The organism is Ruegeria sp. CDSB086, assembly GCF_059611065.1.
This window is the reverse complement of record NZ_JBXWOV010000012.1, coordinates 28,514-45,303: the sequence shown is the minus strand read 5'-3', so window position 1 is coordinate 45,303 and position 16,790 is coordinate 28,514. Positions and strand designations below refer to the sequence as shown.

General features: G+C 56.6%; 21 protein-coding genes. 14 read left to right on the top strand and 7 right to left on the bottom strand.

Annotation, left to right across the window (positions count from 1 at the left end; all coding sequences use genetic code 11):
- Positions 1 to 31 precede the first annotated feature (31 nt).
- The 5 genes from AC2FIO_RS20490 (at position 32) to AC2FIO_RS20470 (ending at position 3,303) form a co-directional block, all read left to right on the top strand.
- The gene (locus AC2FIO_RS20490) at positions 32 to 1,240 is read left to right on the top strand and encodes a Hint domain-containing protein (protein WP_496699782.1); all 1,209 of its coding nucleotides are present in this window, start codon (positions 32 to 34) and stop codon (positions 1,238 to 1,240) included.
- Positions 1,241 to 1,319: 79 nt separating this feature from the next.
- Positions 1,320 to 1,598: a hypothetical protein gene (locus AC2FIO_RS20485; protein ID WP_496699781.1), complete on the top strand. Its 279-nt coding sequence runs from the start codon at positions 1,320 to 1,322 to the stop codon at positions 1,596 to 1,598.
- A 139-nt stretch (positions 1,599 to 1,737) separates the two neighbouring features.
- On the top strand, positions 1,738 to 2,025 hold the full coding sequence (gene rpmB / locus AC2FIO_RS20480) for a 50S ribosomal protein L28 (protein ID WP_058272217.1): 288 nt from the start codon (positions 1,738 to 1,740) through the stop codon (positions 2,023 to 2,025).
- A gap of 363 nt (positions 2,026 to 2,388) precedes the next feature.
- Complete coding sequence (locus tag AC2FIO_RS20475) at positions 2,389 to 2,784, top strand: hypothetical protein (protein WP_496699780.1); 396 nt, start codon at positions 2,389 to 2,391, stop codon at positions 2,782 to 2,784.
- A gap of 45 nt (positions 2,785 to 2,829) precedes the next feature.
- Positions 2,830 to 3,303 (top strand): copper chaperone PCu(A)C, encoded by a 474-nt coding sequence (locus tag AC2FIO_RS20470; RefSeq protein ID WP_496699779.1) that lies wholly within the window; start codon positions 2,830 to 2,832, stop codon positions 3,301 to 3,303.
- Between the two features lie 87 nt (positions 3,304 to 3,390).
- Here the strand turns inward: AC2FIO_RS20470 and AC2FIO_RS20465 are convergent, their stop codons facing one another.
- Both AC2FIO_RS20465 and AC2FIO_RS20460 read right to left on the bottom strand, forming a co-directional pair.
- A complete protein-coding gene (locus AC2FIO_RS20465) occupies positions 3,391 to 3,999 on the bottom strand; it encodes an HdeD family acid-resistance protein (protein ID WP_058272214.1) in 609 nt (202 codons plus the stop codon).
- Between the two features lie 68 nt (positions 4,000 to 4,067).
- On the bottom strand, positions 4,068 to 4,763 hold the full coding sequence (locus AC2FIO_RS20460; protein WP_496699822.1) for an NAD-dependent deacylase: 696 nt from the start codon (positions 4,761 to 4,763) through the stop codon (positions 4,068 to 4,070).
- Between the two features lie 28 nt (positions 4,764 to 4,791).
- Between AC2FIO_RS20460 and AC2FIO_RS20455 the strand changes: the two genes are divergently transcribed.
- Positions 4,792 to 5,235 carry a low molecular weight protein-tyrosine-phosphatase gene (locus tag AC2FIO_RS20455; RefSeq protein ID WP_496699778.1) on the top strand — a complete coding sequence of 148 codons (444 nt, stop codon included), beginning with the start codon at positions 4,792 to 4,794 and terminating at the stop codon, positions 5,233 to 5,235.
- Here the strand turns inward: AC2FIO_RS20455 and AC2FIO_RS20450 are convergent.
- The 3 genes from AC2FIO_RS20450 to AC2FIO_RS20440 form a co-directional block, all read right to left on the bottom strand.
- On the bottom strand, positions 5,232 to 6,173 hold the full coding sequence (locus tag AC2FIO_RS20450) for a LysR family transcriptional regulator (RefSeq protein ID WP_496699777.1): 942 nt from the start codon (positions 6,171 to 6,173) through the stop codon (positions 5,232 to 5,234). The genes AC2FIO_RS20455 and AC2FIO_RS20450 overlap by 4 nt on opposite strands.
- A 63-nt stretch (positions 6,174 to 6,236) precedes the next feature.
- The gene (locus AC2FIO_RS20445) at positions 6,237 to 6,545 is read right to left on the bottom strand and encodes a hypothetical protein (RefSeq protein WP_058276999.1); all 309 of its coding nucleotides are present in this window, start codon (positions 6,543 to 6,545) and stop codon (positions 6,237 to 6,239) included.
- A gap of 2 nt (positions 6,546 to 6,547) precedes the next feature.
- Positions 6,548 to 7,648, bottom strand: coding sequence for a Hint domain-containing protein (locus tag AC2FIO_RS20440; RefSeq protein ID WP_496699776.1), 1,101 nt, complete (start codon positions 7,646 to 7,648; stop codon positions 6,548 to 6,550).
- A 163-nt stretch (positions 7,649 to 7,811) separates the two neighbouring features.
- Here AC2FIO_RS20440 and lepA point away from each other — a divergent pair, with 163 nt between their 5' ends.
- From lepA to AC2FIO_RS20415, 5 genes are all read left to right on the top strand, one after another.
- Positions 7,812 to 9,611, top strand: a complete 1,800-nt coding sequence (gene lepA, locus AC2FIO_RS20435; protein ID WP_496699775.1) for a translation elongation factor 4 — start codon at positions 7,812 to 7,814, stop codon at positions 9,609 to 9,611.
- Positions 9,612 to 9,757: 146 nt separating this feature from the next.
- A complete protein-coding gene (locus tag AC2FIO_RS20430) occupies positions 9,758 to 10,465 on the top strand; it encodes a hypothetical protein (RefSeq protein ID WP_496699774.1) in 708 nt (235 codons plus the stop codon).
- A gap of 417 nt (positions 10,466 to 10,882) precedes the next feature.
- A complete protein-coding gene (locus AC2FIO_RS20425; RefSeq protein ID WP_496699773.1) occupies positions 10,883 to 11,125 on the top strand; it encodes a PA2433 domain-containing protein in 243 nt (80 codons plus the stop codon).
- A 160-nt stretch (positions 11,126 to 11,285) separates the two neighbouring features.
- Positions 11,286 to 11,606: a hypothetical protein gene (locus AC2FIO_RS20420; RefSeq protein ID WP_496699772.1), complete on the top strand. Its 321-nt coding sequence runs from the start codon at positions 11,286 to 11,288 to the stop codon at positions 11,604 to 11,606.
- Positions 11,607 to 11,716: 110 nt separating this feature from the next.
- Complete coding sequence (locus AC2FIO_RS20415) at positions 11,717 to 12,169, top strand: hypothetical protein (protein WP_282153495.1); 453 nt, start codon at positions 11,717 to 11,719, stop codon at positions 12,167 to 12,169.
- 1,090 nt (positions 12,170 to 13,259) lie between these two features.
- Here the strand turns inward: AC2FIO_RS20415 and AC2FIO_RS20410 are convergent.
- Together AC2FIO_RS20410 and AC2FIO_RS20405 are read right to left on the bottom strand one after the other, a co-directional pair.
- Positions 13,260 to 13,397 (bottom strand): entericidin A/B family lipoprotein, encoded by a 138-nt coding sequence (locus AC2FIO_RS20410; RefSeq protein ID WP_186437378.1) that lies wholly within the window; start codon positions 13,395 to 13,397, stop codon positions 13,260 to 13,262.
- Between the two features lie 214 nt (positions 13,398 to 13,611).
- The gene (locus tag AC2FIO_RS20405; RefSeq protein ID WP_109313386.1) at positions 13,612 to 13,953 is read right to left on the bottom strand and encodes an ArsR/SmtB family transcription factor; all 342 of its coding nucleotides are present in this window, start codon (positions 13,951 to 13,953) and stop codon (positions 13,612 to 13,614) included.
- 344 nt (positions 13,954 to 14,297) lie between these two features.
- Here AC2FIO_RS20405 and AC2FIO_RS20400 point away from each other — a divergent pair, with 344 nt between their 5' ends.
- The 3 genes from AC2FIO_RS20400 (at position 14,298) to AC2FIO_RS20390 (ending at position 16,768) form a co-directional block, all read left to right on the top strand.
- Entirely contained in the window at positions 14,298 to 14,930 is a 633-nt protein-coding gene (locus AC2FIO_RS20400) for an ATP-dependent Clp protease proteolytic subunit (protein ID WP_108861785.1), read from the top strand.
- Between the two features lie 134 nt (positions 14,931 to 15,064).
- Positions 15,065 to 16,330: an ATP-dependent Clp protease ATP-binding subunit ClpX gene (gene clpX / locus AC2FIO_RS20395; RefSeq protein WP_058272201.1), complete on the top strand. Its 1,266-nt coding sequence runs from the start codon at positions 15,065 to 15,067 to the stop codon at positions 16,328 to 16,330.
- Positions 16,331 to 16,393: 63 nt separating this feature from the next.
- The gene (locus AC2FIO_RS20390) at positions 16,394 to 16,768 is read left to right on the top strand and encodes a RidA family protein (RefSeq protein WP_058277008.1); all 375 of its coding nucleotides are present in this window, start codon (positions 16,394 to 16,396) and stop codon (positions 16,766 to 16,768) included.
- The last annotated feature ends 22 nt before the right edge of the window (positions 16,769 to 16,790 follow it).

The window sequence follows — 16,790 nt, the reverse complement described above, 5'->3', positions numbered from 1 at the left end:
CAACAAATGAACGCGTCGGAGATAGCCGTACATGCCCAATATACGTGGGACAAATGGTGACGACGATATCGAAGTCACCGGCGACGAAGGTACGCTGAACGGCACGCCCCAAGGCACGCCCATTGATAATATTCGCGCCCGTGGCGGTGACGATGAGATTACGATTGTAAGCAGTGCTATTTCCGGGAGTGTACGCGGCAACGCCGGAAACGATGAAATCACCGTGTTCAACGCCCAGATCGATGGGCAGATCAATGCTGGTCGCGATGCGGATACCGTCACGGTTTTTGACGTCGGTGTAGGAAATATCCGTTTGGGGCAGGGCAATGACACCCTGAACTTTATCCGAACCCAGGTCGCCGGGGATGTTCAGGGCGGCGGCGGGCAGGACGCGCTGAACCTTCCGGTGGGCACAGTTGTAACCGACGCAAATTTCGGAACTTTCACCGTTGTTGCCGGGCAATCCTATTCGTTGTCCAGCGGCAGCTTCGAATTGCCCTCAGGGATCGTGGTAAACTATAGCGGGTTTGAATCCGGCACAGGGTTTTTGTGCTTTACCCGCGATACAGTAATTCAGGCGCAACGTGGTCCGGTCCTTATTCAGGATCTTCGGCAGGGGGATATGCTCCCAACGCAGGGCAACGGGATGCAGCCGATCCGCTGGATCGGGCGCCGCAAATTTGACTCGGTGGCATTGGCAGGCGATCCGAAACGTCGCCCCGTCCGCATATTGGCAGGCGCGCTGGGCAACGGTTTGCCCAAACGGGATCTGCTGGTGTCACGGCAGCACAGAATGCTGGTGCAGTCGAAAATCGCAGAACGGATGTTTGGCGAGCCCGAAGTTCTGATTCCAGCGATAAAACTGACCGCGCTGCCAAGGATATTCGTCGATGATACGGTGGACAGTGTCGAATATTACCACCTGCTTTTTGATAGGCATGAGGTTATTTTTGCCGAAAACGCCCCAAGCGAAAGCCTGTTTACCGGGCCTGAAGCTCTCAAGACCCTCAGCCTGGAAGCCCGACGTGAAATATTCGATATCTTTCCGGAATTGGCGGATATGAACCACAATCCCAACCCGGCCCGTTACATCCCGAAAAGCCCCCAACAAGCGCGCCTCGTGGCTCGGCACCTGAAAAATGAAAAGCCACTGCTGCAGAGCTATGACGTACAGGGAAACGCCCCTTGGTTGTTTACATCCCAAAAAAGCAGTTATGTAGAACCCGCTCTGAATACGTGACTGAATGAAATAACCCGATCAGACAGGCGATTCTGGTCAAAAAAGCGCAGTTGAAGAATGCAGCAATGTCGGATTTTTGATGGAAATCGACTGCGTGCCACGCTTTTTCAATCCAGGTCAGTCTCGCTTGTATGTCACCTTTCGCCACCGGGTGTCTGATCCGGGACAGTTTTCGGAACCCCGGTCAGCGGCAACTTTCATACAGGTGGGGTATGCGCATTTGCATCGTGCAGCACGACTGAAAAGCCCCCATTACTGGGCGCGTCTGGCGGCCGCAGCGGCAAAAACAGGTAGCCCTGAGTTGGAAAATCACGCCCTGAAACGGCTGGGAGAATTAAATGAAAACTTGGTGCTGTGAATCCTTGGCATATGGCTTGACCCCGTCTGTGATTCCCACTACATGCATCCAACCAGTTTTCGGGCGCGACTTCGGGTTGTGCCCCTTGTGATTTGGCCGAGGGTGTAATGCCTGGCCTCCAGAAACAAAGGAAGAAACCATGTCGCGCCGTTGCGAACTGACCGGAAAAGGCCCGATGACTGGCAACAATGTCAGCCATGCCAAAAACAGAACTCGTCGTCGTTTTCTGCCCAACCTGAACGATGTTACGTTGCAGTCGGAAACGCTGGGACGTGGCGTCAAGCTGCGCATCTCGGCGGCTGCCCTGCGTTCGGTGGACCACCGTGGTGGTCTGGACGCGTTCCTGGCGAAAGCCAAGGACGATGAGCTGTCCAACAACGCATTGAAAGTGAAAAAGGAAATCGCCAAGGCGCAAGCTTCGGCCTAAAACCTTATTCCTGCAAGAATTCAGGCCCTGTACCTTATGGTGCAGGGCTTTTTCCTTTTGTGCAGAGTGCTGTTCTTAATTTGGAATTAAATTTTCGCATTGGGTGAAATTGTTCACATACCGTTTGCTCTACCCGTATTATGTTTAGGCATATTCATCTGGCGGAGTTCAACCTCATGTCGTTCAAATCATTACCTTCTTTCTCCCTTCTAGCCGGCTTTTTCGGCAAAACATTTGGGGCATGTCTGCGGATGCAGCGTCGGGTGAATCGGCTGCATACAAGCCTGACAAAAGGGTCCGTCAAGCGTCCAGAACTGGACCGCTGACATTGTCCTCCCGGCCCTGGGCTTCAGGCGCGTCTGATTGCGCTTGAAGCCCGTTTTGTCTCTGGCCTATATCGGGGACAGGATGAAACCCGTTCTGAACAAAGTTCTGCCATTTGTGCTGTCGCTGCTGGTCGTTTTGACCGGGCAGGGCGTTGCTGCATCGCGCGGTGTGGACCGGGCGGTCGGACATATGGTGTTGTGCACCGGCTCGGGACCAGTTGTGGTCTATATGGATGCCGAAGGGCAGCCGACAAAGGCCCCGCACTTCTGTCCGGATTATGCGCTGAACCTGTTGGGCGCGGTGAGCATTGCGGAGCCGTCCTTGCCGGTGGCCCCGGAAATCGATCGACCCATGCCATCGCGTATGGCGGAGAATCTGATCGCTCTGCCGATACCGTCTCAACCAGCCCGAGCACCTCCTGCAAGCGTTTGATTCATTATCAATTCTTATCAAACACCAAACTACAGGAGAGGCGCTATGTCACTCACATCCAGACTGCTGACCACCCTTGCCGCCGCAACTATTGCTACCGCTGCTTTTGCGCAGGACACGATCACCGTCGATGACGCTTATGTTCGGTCGTCGGGTAAAACGGCCAAAGCTGGCGCAGCCTTCATGATGATCCAGAACACCGGCGCGACCGATGATCGTTTGATCGGTGTGGAATCGGACGCTGCGGCTCGGGTCGAGCTGCATACGCATATTGTCGACGAAAATGGCGTTGCCAAAATGACCCATGTCGAAGAAGGCATTTCCATCCCGGCTGGTGAAACGCACATGCTGAAGCGCGGCGGCGACCACGTGATGTTCATGGGCCTGACAGCCCCGTTTGAACAGGATGCAATGGTTCCCGTTACGCTGATCTTCGAGACAGCAGGCGAAGTCGAGATCGAAATTCCGGTGGATTTGGAGCGTAAGGACACCGGCGGTCACGGTTCGCATTCGAACTAGAGCTGCGCCTGAATTCGGGCCGCGCTGCGACCGTCATCTATGCGTCAGGCCGGGATATTCCCGGCCTGTTGTCGTTGTGGAAAAGGTTCAGCGGTTGACCACCCGCATCGCCACGCGGTCATGGGCGCGTTTGAAGCGCATGGCCAGCCAGAGCATCACTGCAGCAACAGCCAGCGCCGAGAAGGCAATCGCCCAGCCAAGTGCCACCATGCCGCTGCCCGGCCAGAACAACAGAACGAGGCCGATCAACAGCGCGACAATGCCGGAGTTGCGCATGGTGGATGCATCAGGATGTTCATCGGGCAATTGCCGCCACGCCATCAGCGAGCCTATCCCGACAATCAAAGCCCAGGCTCCCAGCAGGAAGAACGCGAGGCGCGCGACGCCTTCCGGCCAGATCAGCAGGATCAATCCGATCAAAAGCGCCCCAATGCCGAAACCGCCGATCAGGCCACGCCGGCCAAACCCCAGCAGCGTCAGGCCTCCATCGAGGACCAACAGCAAGCCCACCAGACGGATCAGCAACGAGATACTGCCCGTCGGCCAGAATAGCGCTGCGATTCCGAGCGCACCGGCCAGGATTCCGCGCAGCAAGAATGTCCACCACAGGTCCGTTAGCTGATCACCAAGTGCACCTCGCGTATCGAGCCTATCATCGTCAAGGATTTCACCTTGTTGGTTTTTTGGGTCTGTCATGGGGACCTCTCGGGTTGTTAGGGCACTAGTATAGCAAGGAAATTCGCCGCTTGTCTGCGGGTATCGCCCTACTGCGAGCTCAGGATCTGATCAACCCAGCGCGGAACGGCTTCTGTTGCGGGGCCCAGTATGACTTCGTCGAAACTGGATGCGCCGGTCGACGGCTCGAGGTTCAGTTCGACAGTTCTTGCCCCGGACATCATGGCCTCGTGCACGAAAGCCGCGGCGGGATAGACCTGACCCGAAGTGCCAATGGCGGCGAAGATGCTTGCGCCTGCCAGATGATCATAGATGGCGTCCATGTGATAAGGCATCTCACCAAACCACACCACATCCGGGCGTGCGGTGGGGGCTGCGCAGGCAGGGCAGGGCTCGCCCACGGCCATCTCCGGCGGTGCCGTCCAGCGGTGGCCGCAGGCCGCGCAAAGCGCTCCGGCCAGCGTGCCGTGCATGTGGATCACGTTTTGCGCGCCACCGGCCTCGTGCAGGCTGTCGACGTTTTGTGTGACGATCACAACCTCGCCGGGCCAGTCCTGCTGTAGTCGGGCAAGTGCATCGTGGGCCGCGTTAGGTTGCGCCTCGGCGGCCTGTACGCGGCGGGCATTGTAAAACCCGTGCACCAGCGCGGGATCACGCGCGAACCCTTCGGGCGTGGCAACGTCCTCGATCCGGTGTTGGGCCCACAAACCGCCCTCGTCGCGGAACGTGCCCAACCCGCTTTCGGCGGAAATCCCGGCCCCTGTCAGAATGACGATCTTTTCCATCTTGGCCCTTCGCGTTACACCGTGGTTCATGACCCACCGTATCTTGTTCGTCTGTCTGGGCAATATCTGCCGTTCTCCCGCCGCCGAGGGCGCCTTTCGCGCCCGTGCGCCGCATCACGCTACCGATAGTGCCGGGACTTCTGGCTGGCACATTGGTGACCCACCTTATGGACCGATGCAAATGGCAGCTCTGTCGCGTGGCATAAAACTGGATGATTTGCGGGCGCGCCAATTTGTGCCCGCGGATTTCGACAGGTTCGATCTGATTATCGGGATGGATGCCGAAAACCTCGCGGATATTGAGGCATTGAGGCCAGCCGGGAACGAAACCCCAGTGCGTCTGCTGACGGATTTTGCGCCTCATATCGGCACAGACCACGTCCCGGACCCATACTATACCCGTGACTTCGATGGAGCATTGGATCTAATCGAGGCAGCTGTCGAAGGTCTCGACGCGCATCTGCGCGGCTAGTTCATCAACTTTAGGCGGTTGTTCAGCCATGGCAATTGCGCAAGGGCCGGGTCAACAATCTGGCTGCCCATTAGGCGGCGCATCATGCCTGCGACTTCTTGCGGAACCTGACCTGACCAGTCGGTGCGGGTGAACAAGGAAATCGTCCGCGACACATCTCCGATCGGGGCAGGGTGTGCCTCAAGCCCGTCATGGAATCGCGCCGCCCGCATGTAGCCCAGCGGCGTCGTGATCGCCCAGCCGAGGCCGCGCGCGACCATTGCCATCAACGCCAAATGCGAACCGATTTCGAACCGTTCTTCAAATTCCAGCTGCTGGCGCGCCAGATGGGCCTCAATCTGGCGGCTGATTAACTGCTCGCGGGCATAGCGTAGGAACGGCAGATCCTGCATGGCGTTTTCGACCCCTTTGGGCGTCACCAGAATGAAGGGATCGCGCACCAGCGGGTACTCGACCACGCCTTCCAGCACCTCGCCGCTATGGGCTGACACCACAAGCTGAAGGCGCTGCGCCTCAAGTTCTTCGAACAGGTCAAGACTGGGCAGTGTGATCAGTTTGAACTTTGACCGCGTCAAACTTTCAGCCAACAAAGTGGCTAGCCGCGGGGTCAGGTCATTGTCGAAATCGTCAATCAGGCCGACAGACAGGGTTGCAAGGTGACCCAGGTCCATCACAGTCAGCTCGCTTTGGGCCATCTGCAGTTCGGCCAGAACCGCCTGCGCGCGGGCCAGAAAGCTGCGCCCAGCCTGGGTCAGGCGCATCGGACGTCGTGCGTGATCCACCAAATCGGTGCCCACAGCCTTTTCCAGATTGCGCAACTGTTGTGACACTGACGGCTGGCTGAGCCCCGTGATCTCGGCGGCCTGCGCCACCGATCCGGTCCGCGCCAATGCCTCGAACACTTCGAGGCCGCGCAGCGTCAGCCCTTTCATAACCATCAGATATCCCTTTCGCTGCGCCTTTCTGGGGCGCAGTTCGGGTCAGGTCAAGGATTGATCAGCCTAGTTGCAGATCGCCTGCGCCATCTGGCCAAAGTTCCGATACCGATCCCAGAGCGCATCGTCGCGCTGGGTCTTCGACATCTTGAGCTCTTGCGCCTGATGCGGGTCGCGGAACCACTTGGCAACGGTCTTCTGATCGCTGCGGGTCAACGCCTGATTGGCCACCCGCTGAATGCAACTGCACCGATCCCGCGTCGCCGCCGACCGGTCAGACGCCAGACACGCCCGTTTGATCTGCGCCGCGTCTGCGACCGGAGCTACCGCCACCATCGACGTGGCACAGAATGCGATTAAGAGGAACTTTTTCATGCTCATGCCTCGTATTTGCCTGCCCGGACGGGTCTGATGCCCCTCTCGGTCTGCGGCGGAGTATGAATCAAACTGGAATTGTGATCAATGGCCAAGATGTTTCGCAGCAACAGCGCCGCCTCGGTTCGGGTCAAAGCCGGTCGGGCAGTTTCCATTGGGTCTGCCGCGCACCCTGCGAGGTCACGAAAGAACAATCTGTCGGGGTCATCACATTGGGTCGTTGGCGTTGACAAAAGGCTCTCGGATGCGGCGCCATTGGCGCGTATAATGCTGTGGTTGTCCAGCAGTAGGTGGTGATAGCGGGCGGTTTTCTCGTTGGATAGGGTTGCAACGCCTGCATCTACGAAACTGATCGCTGGCACAAACACCTCGGGTGCTGCGAACAACAGTTCCGCTACTGGATGCGAGATTACCAACCTGTGCTGTTGCGAAACCTTTAGTGGCGAGAAGTTAAGTATTATTCCGGCCGGAACCTCGACCAACTTGAAACGTCCTGAAGCTATGACATCCTGCGATCCGACCCATTTCACCGATTGATAGCCATTGTCCTGCGTCCAAACCTTGTCGCCCGGACGCAATGTCTCGATACGGGCATAGCCATTTGGGGTTTCTATCAATGTGCCACTGCCATAACAGATCGGCGTGACGTAGTCCGCAACCGCAAAGCTTGGACCTTCCTGGGTGTCAACAACCGTCAGTGTAACGCCTGCTGGGGGAAACTCCCCCGGGCCACCGATGAAGGCGATCCCCTCCACCGTCGCAAAGGATGGGGACGAGTTGTTCACGTTGAACGCAATGGCCTGCCACGTGTTTGTACCATCCGTCAGCGTAATGCCGTATTCAGCCTCAACCCGAGTACCGTCGTTGAAGTTGACGCCGTCGATAGTTTGATCACCGTCAAGGAGCTGATTGGTGTCATTGTCGGCAAAATTCGTGTCGCTACCGCCATCGCTGATGAAGACCTCGGTAGCGGTTCGCGTGTCAATCGTGATGGTCTGTCCGATAAGGTGGATACCTGTACCCTGGTCCAAACCATCCAACCCCTGCGAAACAGAGATGGAAAGCTGGCTTTCACCCAGCACGAATATCGAATAATTGGCCAAAGACTACTCTGCTTTCTTGTTGGTGCGCCGGCCATTCAGCGCCACTATCCTACCCACTGGCTGATTTTGGGTAAATGCGTCAGAGCAGAAAGACACGATAGCAGCCTTTTCTGCAACGCTTCACGGCTTGACGAGGCCCCAATCTCCGGACATATCCCAACCCATGACAGACCTCGCTCATATCCGCAATTTCTCCATCGTCGCGCATATCGACCATGGCAAATCCACCCTTGCTGACCGGCTCATCCAAGAGACCGGGACAGTCAAGGATCGTGACATGAAGGAACAGCTGCTCGACAGCATGGATATCGAGCGCGAGCGTGGCATCACCATCAAGGCCAACACAGTCCGCATCGACTATACCGCTGACAACGGCGAGCAGTATGTGCTGAACCTGATCGACACCCCGGGCCACGTGGACTTTGCCTATGAGGTCTCGCGGTCGATGCGCGCGGTCGAAGGATCGCTGCTGGTCGTGGACTCGACGCAGGGCGTCGAGGCGCAGACGCTGGCGAATGTCTACCAGGCCATTGACGCCGACCATGAGATCGTGCCGGTGCTCAACAAGATCGACCTGCCTGCGTCTGACTGTGATCGCGTCGCCGAACAGATCGAGGATGTGATTGGCATCGACGCGTCCGAGGCCATACAGGTTTCGGCCAAAACCGGGCAGGGCATCCACGAGACACTGGAGTCCATCGTCACCCATCTGCCTGCGCCTAAAGGCACGCTCGACGCGCCGCTCAAGGCGATGCTGGTGGATTCGTGGTACGATGCCTATCTCGGTGTCATCGTTCTGGTCCGGATCATGGACGGCACGCTGAAAAAGGGAATGCGGGTCAAGTTCATGTCGAACAACACCCTGCACCATGTCGACCGCGTCGGCGTATTCCGGCCTGAGATGGAGATGGTCGACAGCCTCGGCCCCGGTGAGATCGGTTTTCTCACCGCGTCCATCAAACAGGTCCGCGACACCCGTGTCGGTGACACCATCACCAATGACCGCAACGGCACCGAAGAGGCTCTGACAGGCTTCAAACCCGCGCAGCCGGTGGTGTTTTGTGGCCTGTTCCCCGTCGACAGTTCCGAATTCGAAGACCTGCGCGATGCGATCGACAAGCTGGCCCTGAACGACGCCAGCTTTAGCTTTGAAATGGAAACCTCGGCCGCACTTGGCTTTGGCTTCCGCTGCGGCTTCCTTGGCCTTCTGCACCTTGAGGTCATCCGTGACCGCATCGAACGCGAATATGATATCGAACTCATCACCACCGCGCCGTCGGTGATCTATCACGTCTACATGAAAGACGGCGAGATGATCGAGCTGCACAACCCCGCCGACATGCCCGACCCGTCCAAGGTCGATCATATCGAGGAGCCGCGCATCAAGGCGACCATCCTTGTTCCCGACGAATTCCTCGGCGACGTGCTGAAACTCTGCCAGGACCGCCGCGGTATCCAGATGGACCTGACCTATGCGGGCAGCCGCGCCATGGTCGTCTATGACCTGCCGCTGAACGAGGTTGTCTTTGACTTCTACGACCGCCTGAAATCGGTGACCAAGGGCTATGCCTCGTTTGATTACCAGATGACCGGCTATACCGAGGACGCGCTGGTCAAGATGTCCGTGCTGGTGAATGACGAACCCGTGGATGCGCTGTCGACCATGGTTCACCGTGACCGGGCCGAGATGCGGGGCCGGGCGATGTGCGAAAAGCTCAAAGACCTGATCCCGCGCCACATGTTCAAGATCCCGATCCAGGCCGCCATCGGAGGCAAGGTCATCGCGCGCGAGACCCTATCTGCGCTGCGCAAGGACGTGACCGCCAAATGCTACGGAGGCGACGCCACGCGGAAACGCAAACTGCTGGACAAGCAGAAGGCGGGTAAGAAGAAGATGCGCCAGTTCGGGAAGGTCGATATCCCGCAGGAGGCGTTTATTTCAGCGTTGAAGATGGATAGTTAATGATCTTCTTATTGGGGACTTTTTGTAACAAGGTTTTTGATTGGATGTATTACTAAACCTGTGAGCTATTTAGTTTGATAAACATTTTAATCAGAGCTCTAAAGAAAGCTGGCTGGATGAGGGCGGCCGTTGCGTGTACGGCAGTATTGGCAGTCCACTACTGGGCCTTTGTCGTTTCTCTTCCAGGAAACCCGTCTTTCATCGTAGATACCGCTTTTTTTTCGCACTTCCAGGTGCTGCTTTTTGGACATGTGGCGGTTGCTAGTGCCTTGGCCGGACTGGCTACGATTGTTTACACTATGTTGGCAATTTTTGCCTCCGGTTTCCCGCGCAACAAGATCATTGATAAGTATGTGCCATTGCAGATGAATGCCTTGCTGTCTGCTACCGTTTGGTTGGCAATTTTTTTGTACGCCTACTCAGGAGTAGAGTTGGTAAAGGTAGTGGCTCCTTACCTAGTAGATTTCTGGGGGCACTGGATCAGCTTTCTGGTGAATGCGGCTATGGTAATAATTGTGATCGTTTGTATGCGCACGGACCAAAGTAGAGGTGATCAAAGAAGAATAAGATTTGATGACGCTTCGCTGGCCGAGGAAGGGGAAAACGCATCTTTGAGTTTCAGTTATCTCGTTCTATTGACTGGGTTTTTAATACTTCTTCTGGCAGTGTCAGCAGGGACCGCAAGAGGTAAACACCTTCTTGCTGTTCAAAAAAGCGAAATCTTAACAGACTCCAGAAAATTACTTGCCGTTATCGTCGGCCAAACTAGCTATGGCTATGTGGCCGTCGAAGAAGACTGCATATGTACTATTTTGATTCCCTACTCACGTATTATAGAAGTAAAGAACCCTTGAAGTGCTAGAATTGCTTCGGCTCCAGCCTTTGATTTTTTCGAGATGACGCTGTGCACTAAGGCAGAGATAGAAGCTCAAAGCACTGCTCGGCGGCACCGCCGGGCAACGTCACGCTAAAAGCATGCCTCTGGCATGACCTGCCCGTCTAACCAAAGGTTCGCCTGTGGCGAAACAAACCGAAGGTTTTCCTCCGGCAAAACGAGCGGCGCGATTGCGCCTCGCCTCGCCTCGGGTCGGTCGCAGCTCTCAGTTTTCGTGACTACGCAATGTGTCTGCGTATGCCCCCGGGACTCCGCCGCTCGACAGCCCCTTTATCAGCCATCCCCCGCCGATCCGCCGCGTTGGGCGCTGACGCTCACCGAACCTGACCCGTTTCATGGTATTCTCAACACACCCAAAAAACGGGAGGATAAATCGATGAAACATCTGACTCTGGCCGCTGCCTTCTGCCTGTTCGCCGCGCCCGCCTTTGCCTTCCAATGCCCCACCGACATTGCCGCCATTGATGCCGCTCTGGCCGCGGGTCCCGACCTGTCCGCCGAACAGATCGCACAGGTCGAGGCATGGCGCGACGAAGGCGCTGCGCAACATGATGCGGGCGACCATGATGCGTCGGTCGCGACACTGGCTCAGGCCAAGGACATGCTCGGGCTGAACTAGCGCCATATCACCGGTCTGGTTTGACAAAGCGGGCGGTGCGTTTGTGCATCGCCTGTGAAGGGGGCGGCACACCCATCACCCGACTGTGACCCACCTCACAGCCCCGAGTCCATCCACCTGCTATTGTTGACGCAACGGAAACACTCCGTAGGAGCGTCCAATGTCCACATCCATGATCCCCCTTATCGCCCTCGGGTCGGCGGGTCTCTATTCTGTGGCCATGATCGCGATGAAGTTCTGGTGGAAAATCCCCGGTGTGGGGCTTGGCCTGCTGATCATTGGGACCCTGCTGGCCGGGGCGACGCTTGAACTCGCCGCGCTGCGCGAGGAACGGCTGGGCATCATCTATGCCGGCATTCTGGGGGCCGAGGTTGTTCTGATCGCCATCGCCTCATTCTTTCTGTTCGGCGAGAACTTCTCGTATCGCGAGGCGGCTGGCATCGGTCTGGTGATCCTTGGCACCGCGCTGGCCTGGGCATAAGGCAAACATTACCGGTTTATGAAGTTTCCCTTAGGTAAGTTGCAACCCGCGCACTCCCTTCCAATCTGTTCAACAGGCCAGCAACGGCCCTGAACTTTGGAGGAGAGCCCATGACCAGATATATGACTGCCGGAGCAGCCGCTCTGGCAACTAGCCTCAGCCTTGCCACGGCCTCGATGGCCGAGACCACACCCGATCTGCGCGGTGCCTGGACGGGCACCTATACCAAGGTTTCGCCATCCCGGGTGACCACCGGCGATGCGCCGCGCTTTCATCAGGGGGAGTGGCTTCTGGATATTCAGCAGCAGCAGGACAACCTGTTCTGGGGGCCCAGCATGTGGCGACCGGATGCTGGCACAGATTGGCGCGTGTTTGACGCCACCGGCACCATCAGTCTGGATGGGTCAGGCACCATCGGCATCGTCGAAAGTTCGGCCGATCCGCAGGTGGGCGTGAATGCGCTGGTGGATGCGCGCTATCAGGACGGCAAGATTTACGCGGATTTCCGTAGCCTGCGTCGCGGGACAACGTACAGCGTTGTACTCGAACGTCAGGTGAACTGAAGCGTCTCCGGCCCGGCCGGCCGTAGGGGGTACTGGCTGCACCGTGTTGCAGCGCGTAGTAGGTAATCTCGGTCGGGTCGGAACGCTTCTCATAAACGGACACAGCGTCTCCTCAGGGGGGACGGGTCGGGTGGCATCTTGGCTGCAAGTGACAGGGTCCTGAACACACGGTGCCGGATTGCGGCGTTCCCTGGCACCTGTGGTTTAGGCTCTCGCGAACCTTCAGCGCGGCTTTGCTTGTGGTCTGAGGGCCGTCCGGCCCCGGATCCTCTGATCATCTCTGGCTGGGCAATCACAAGATACGCCTGATTCGATGCTCCGAGGCTGTGAATATCCACAATTGGCAGCAAAATGGCTTTTGCAGGTGCAGAAAACGGGGAAAATCGGGTCATTTCGTCGAATTCAGCGTTTTCCATTGCCAAGACCGCACGGTGTTTCAATTTCCGGAGTTATCCACAATTTTCTCCCAGCGGATATCAACACTTTATCCCCGTCTAATTCTCATGCTGCAGTGCTATTTCCTTGTCGGAACATGACCCGGATGTAACAGTTCTATTACCGCAACGGTTCTTAGGAACCAGGGTGGGACGCAAAGGCCAAAGGGGGTCGAGGCAATAAAGGCAAGTCTTAGGATTGGCTTTTATATGCAAAGGCTTACCGGTGGATGGTCAGCTGAATTGGGTGTCAGACCCGGGTCAGATGATCAGACTCTCAGAAGGTCGATGCGTGCTGTTAAGCATCTTAGGGTGCCGTGCAGCGGCCGTGGCCTGTAACAGGGTCGGGGCAACTGGATCGGGGCGTCCCTCGGGCGCATCGACCCGGCAAGGCGTCAGGAGTATCCGTGAGGGTACATGCATGGACCGCGTCTGCGCACCTGACGCCTTTTCCTTTTCTCAGGTCTATCCAGGCTACCACTCTGCCCCCCCCGCAAAACGGGAACGGGGTTCTTGTGGATGCACAAGAACCCCGAAGTGTCAGATATGCAATGCCGCGTCTATGCACCTGTGCCAAGGAGTGTACCTTGGTTGGCTGCAATCTTCAACCATATCTTGTATGTGGAAGTTGCGCCTTCACAACATCCTGAATTGCGTCAGATATTTTGCTGAACGTCAGTCGCGGCTTCCTGGATGGCATCGCCTGCTTTTTCGATATCTTTGCCTGCACCCTTGGTCGTCTCGCACGCTGCAAGGGTAAACACTGCCAGCCCTACTAGAATTGCTCGGATCATCAGTACCTCCATTTGATTTTCTATACATGGCGTAGCAGCTTTTATTTGCTGGAACCAGTATTTTACCGTGCTTGCACCGGGCGTAGAAACACGAAGCTGCCGAGCCAATTGACCGCATGGATTGTGAAGGTGGGGCGTGGCCGCACCGACGACGGATCGTTCCGATCGAAAAGATTGGACTGACGCGTCGGGTGCGGTGGAAAGATGAACGAAATCAGTCCTTATCGCCCGCGCAGAACAGCTCGTACACCACTTCAAGCATACGGCGCGGTCTGTCATCAGCAAGACGGTAGTAAATTGCTTTGCCTTCGCGTCGGGGAATCACAAGGCCTTCCAGACGAAGGCGGGACAGCTGCTGCGAAACAGCAGCCTGTCGTGCGGACAGTAGATCCTCAAGCTCGGTCACGGATTTTTCGCCAGAGACTAGATGGCACAAGATCATCAATCGGCCTTCGTGACTGATCGCCTTGAGGAAATTCGATGCGCGGGTCGCATTTCCCGCCATCCGGTCGAAATCGTCAGACGTCATATTCTGTGAAATCTGAGGCAATGCCATTGCTGTTTTCCTTTTGGGCCCTGGTGTGGGGGCACTTTTGTGAGTGGGCACTTTTGTGAGTGGTTCGCTAAAGCGGTTCGCATTGCTACACGTTCTGTGCATGAATTTCCATATGCATGGATCAAAATGCCGTGATGGGAAAAGGGGAACTTATTGTTTAGAGCATCAAACCGCGCATTGACATCGGCGACTTCGGTACGTTCGACATCATACTATCCACCTATTTTGGACGGTTGGAGTGCGATCTGTTGAGCCCCCCTTGCAGCCCCCCCGTGGCGACACTAAGACTCGGGTAACGTTTCTTCGGGTAATGTCCCGATCCATAGCAAAACAGGCAGGTTCTCATGTTCGATCCCGTTGACACCTATATGAATACGCTCGTTCCCATGGTCGTCGAGCAGACCAGCCGGGGTGAACGCGCGTATGATATTTTCTCGCGCCTTCTGAAAGAGCGGATCATTTTCATCAACGGTCCGATCCACGACGGGATGAGCCACCTGATCGTCGCGCAATTGCTGCACCTCGAGGCCGAAAATCCAAACAAAGAAATCTCGATCTACATCAATTCGCCTGGCGGCGTGGTTACCAGCGGTTTGTCGATTTACGATACAATGCAGTATATCAAGCCCAAATGTTCGACATTGGTAATCGGTCAGGCAGCCTCGATGGGGTCGGTTTTGCTGGCCGGTGGCGAGAAGGGAATGCGTTTCTCGCTGCCCAACAGCCGGATCATGGTGCACCAGCCCAGCGGTGGCTATCAGGGCCAGGCCAGCGACATCATGATTCACGCGGCCGAGACGCAAAAGCTGAAGGATCGCCTTTATGACATATACGTGCGTCATACAGGTCAGACCAAAAAGGCGGTTGAAAAAGCGCTGGACCGTGACAATTTCATGAGCCCGGAAGAGGCGAAAGACTGGGGTCACATCGACGAAATCGTCGAAAATCGCGCCAAAATGGACGGTGACGAGGCCTAAGAATATCTCCCCACGTCCCAGGCGTGGGGGCCATTTTTGAGATTGTAGCCGCCCCGGTGGTGGCCTAAGCTGCACCAACATGTGGCATGCGCGGTCCGACACGGACCGCAGGGACGAAGCCCGAAAGGTAGAACATGGCGACGAATTCAGGCGGTGACGGCAAAAACACGCTCTACTGCAGCTTCTGCGGCAAGAGCCAGCATGAGGTGCGCAAGTTGATTGCCGGCCCGACCGTTTTCATCTGCGATGAATGCGTCGAACTGTGTATGGACATCATCCGCGAAGAGACGAAGGCCAGCGGCCTGAAGTCCAGCGATGGCGTTCCGACGCCCAAAGACATTTGTGAGGTGCTGGACGATTACGTTATCGGTCAGGCCACCGCCAAGCGGGTTCTGTCGGTTGCTGTGCACAACCACTACAAGCGTCTGAACCACGCCCAAAAGGCCGGCAGCGATATTGAGCTGGCCAAGTCCAACATTCTGCTGATCGGCCCAACCGGCTGCGGTAAGACGCTGCTGGCGCAGACGCTGGCGCGTATTCTGGACGTGCCGTTCACCATGGCAGACGCAACTACACTGACCGAAGCCGGGTATGTGGGTGAGGATGTTGAAAACATCATTCTCAAGCTGCTGCAGTCCAGCGAATACAATGTTGAACGCGCGCAGCGCGGCATCGTCTATATCGACGAAGTCGATAAAATCACGCGCAAATCTGAAAACCCGTCCATCACGCGCGATGTATCGGGTGAGGGTGTTCAGCAGGCGCTGCTTAAGCTGATGGAAGGCACCGTGGCCAGTGTGCCGCCGCAGGGCGGACGCAAGCATCCGCAGCAGGAATTCCTGCAAGTGGACACCACGAACATTCTGTTCATCTGCGGTGGTGCTTTTGCAGGTCTGGATAAGATCATCGCGCAACGCGGCAAAGGCTCGGCCATGGGCTTTGGCGCGGACGTGCGGGACAATGACGAACGCGGCGTAGGTGAGATTTTCAAGGATCTCGAGCCCGAGGATCTGCTGCGGTTCGGCCTGATTCCGGAATTCGTTGGACGTCTGCCGGTTCTGGCTACGCTGGAAGATCTGGACGAAGATGCACTGGTGACCATCCTGACCAAGCCCAAGAACGCTCTGGTCAAGCAGTACCAGCGCCTGTTCGAACTGGAAGATGCCGAGCTGGCCTTTACCGATGATGCGCTCAAGTCGATCGCCAAGAAGGCCATTGAACGCAAGACCGGCGCACGCGGGTTGCGCTCGATCCTCGAAGATATCCTTCTGGACACCATGTTCGAACTTCCGGGCATGAAAAACGTGACCGAGGTTGTGGTGAACGAAGAGGCGGTGTCATCTGACAAGCAGCCCCTGATCATCTACGCGGATGCCGCGGAATCAGCTTCGGCAGGGTAAGGCACAAAAAGAATTACCAAGACGGCGCGGCATTCACCGCGCCGTTTTCTATTGGAGGGAAGCATGAAAATCAGACGCATTTCATCTGGCGGAGAATTCGAGGCCAAAGTTGGCTATTGTCGCGCTGTGGTTGCAAATGGCTTCGTCTTCGTGGCCGGAACCTGTGCCCAAGGTGATGACGTGCCCGATGATATCGTGGCACAGTGCAAATCGTCCCTGGAGGCTATTGGAAAAGCGCTGGCCGAGGCAGGAGCCGGTTTTGCAGACGTGGTTCGGGTAAACTATTATTTGCCGGATATGAATGAGTTCGAACTTTGCTGGCCGTTGTTGGTTGACGCATTTGGTGACAACCCACCTGCAGCGACAGTTGTCGAATGCAATCTCATAACGCCAAAAGACCGTATCGAGATTGAAGTGACCGCGGTTCTGCCGAAATAGGGTCTGCGATCCTTGTGACACT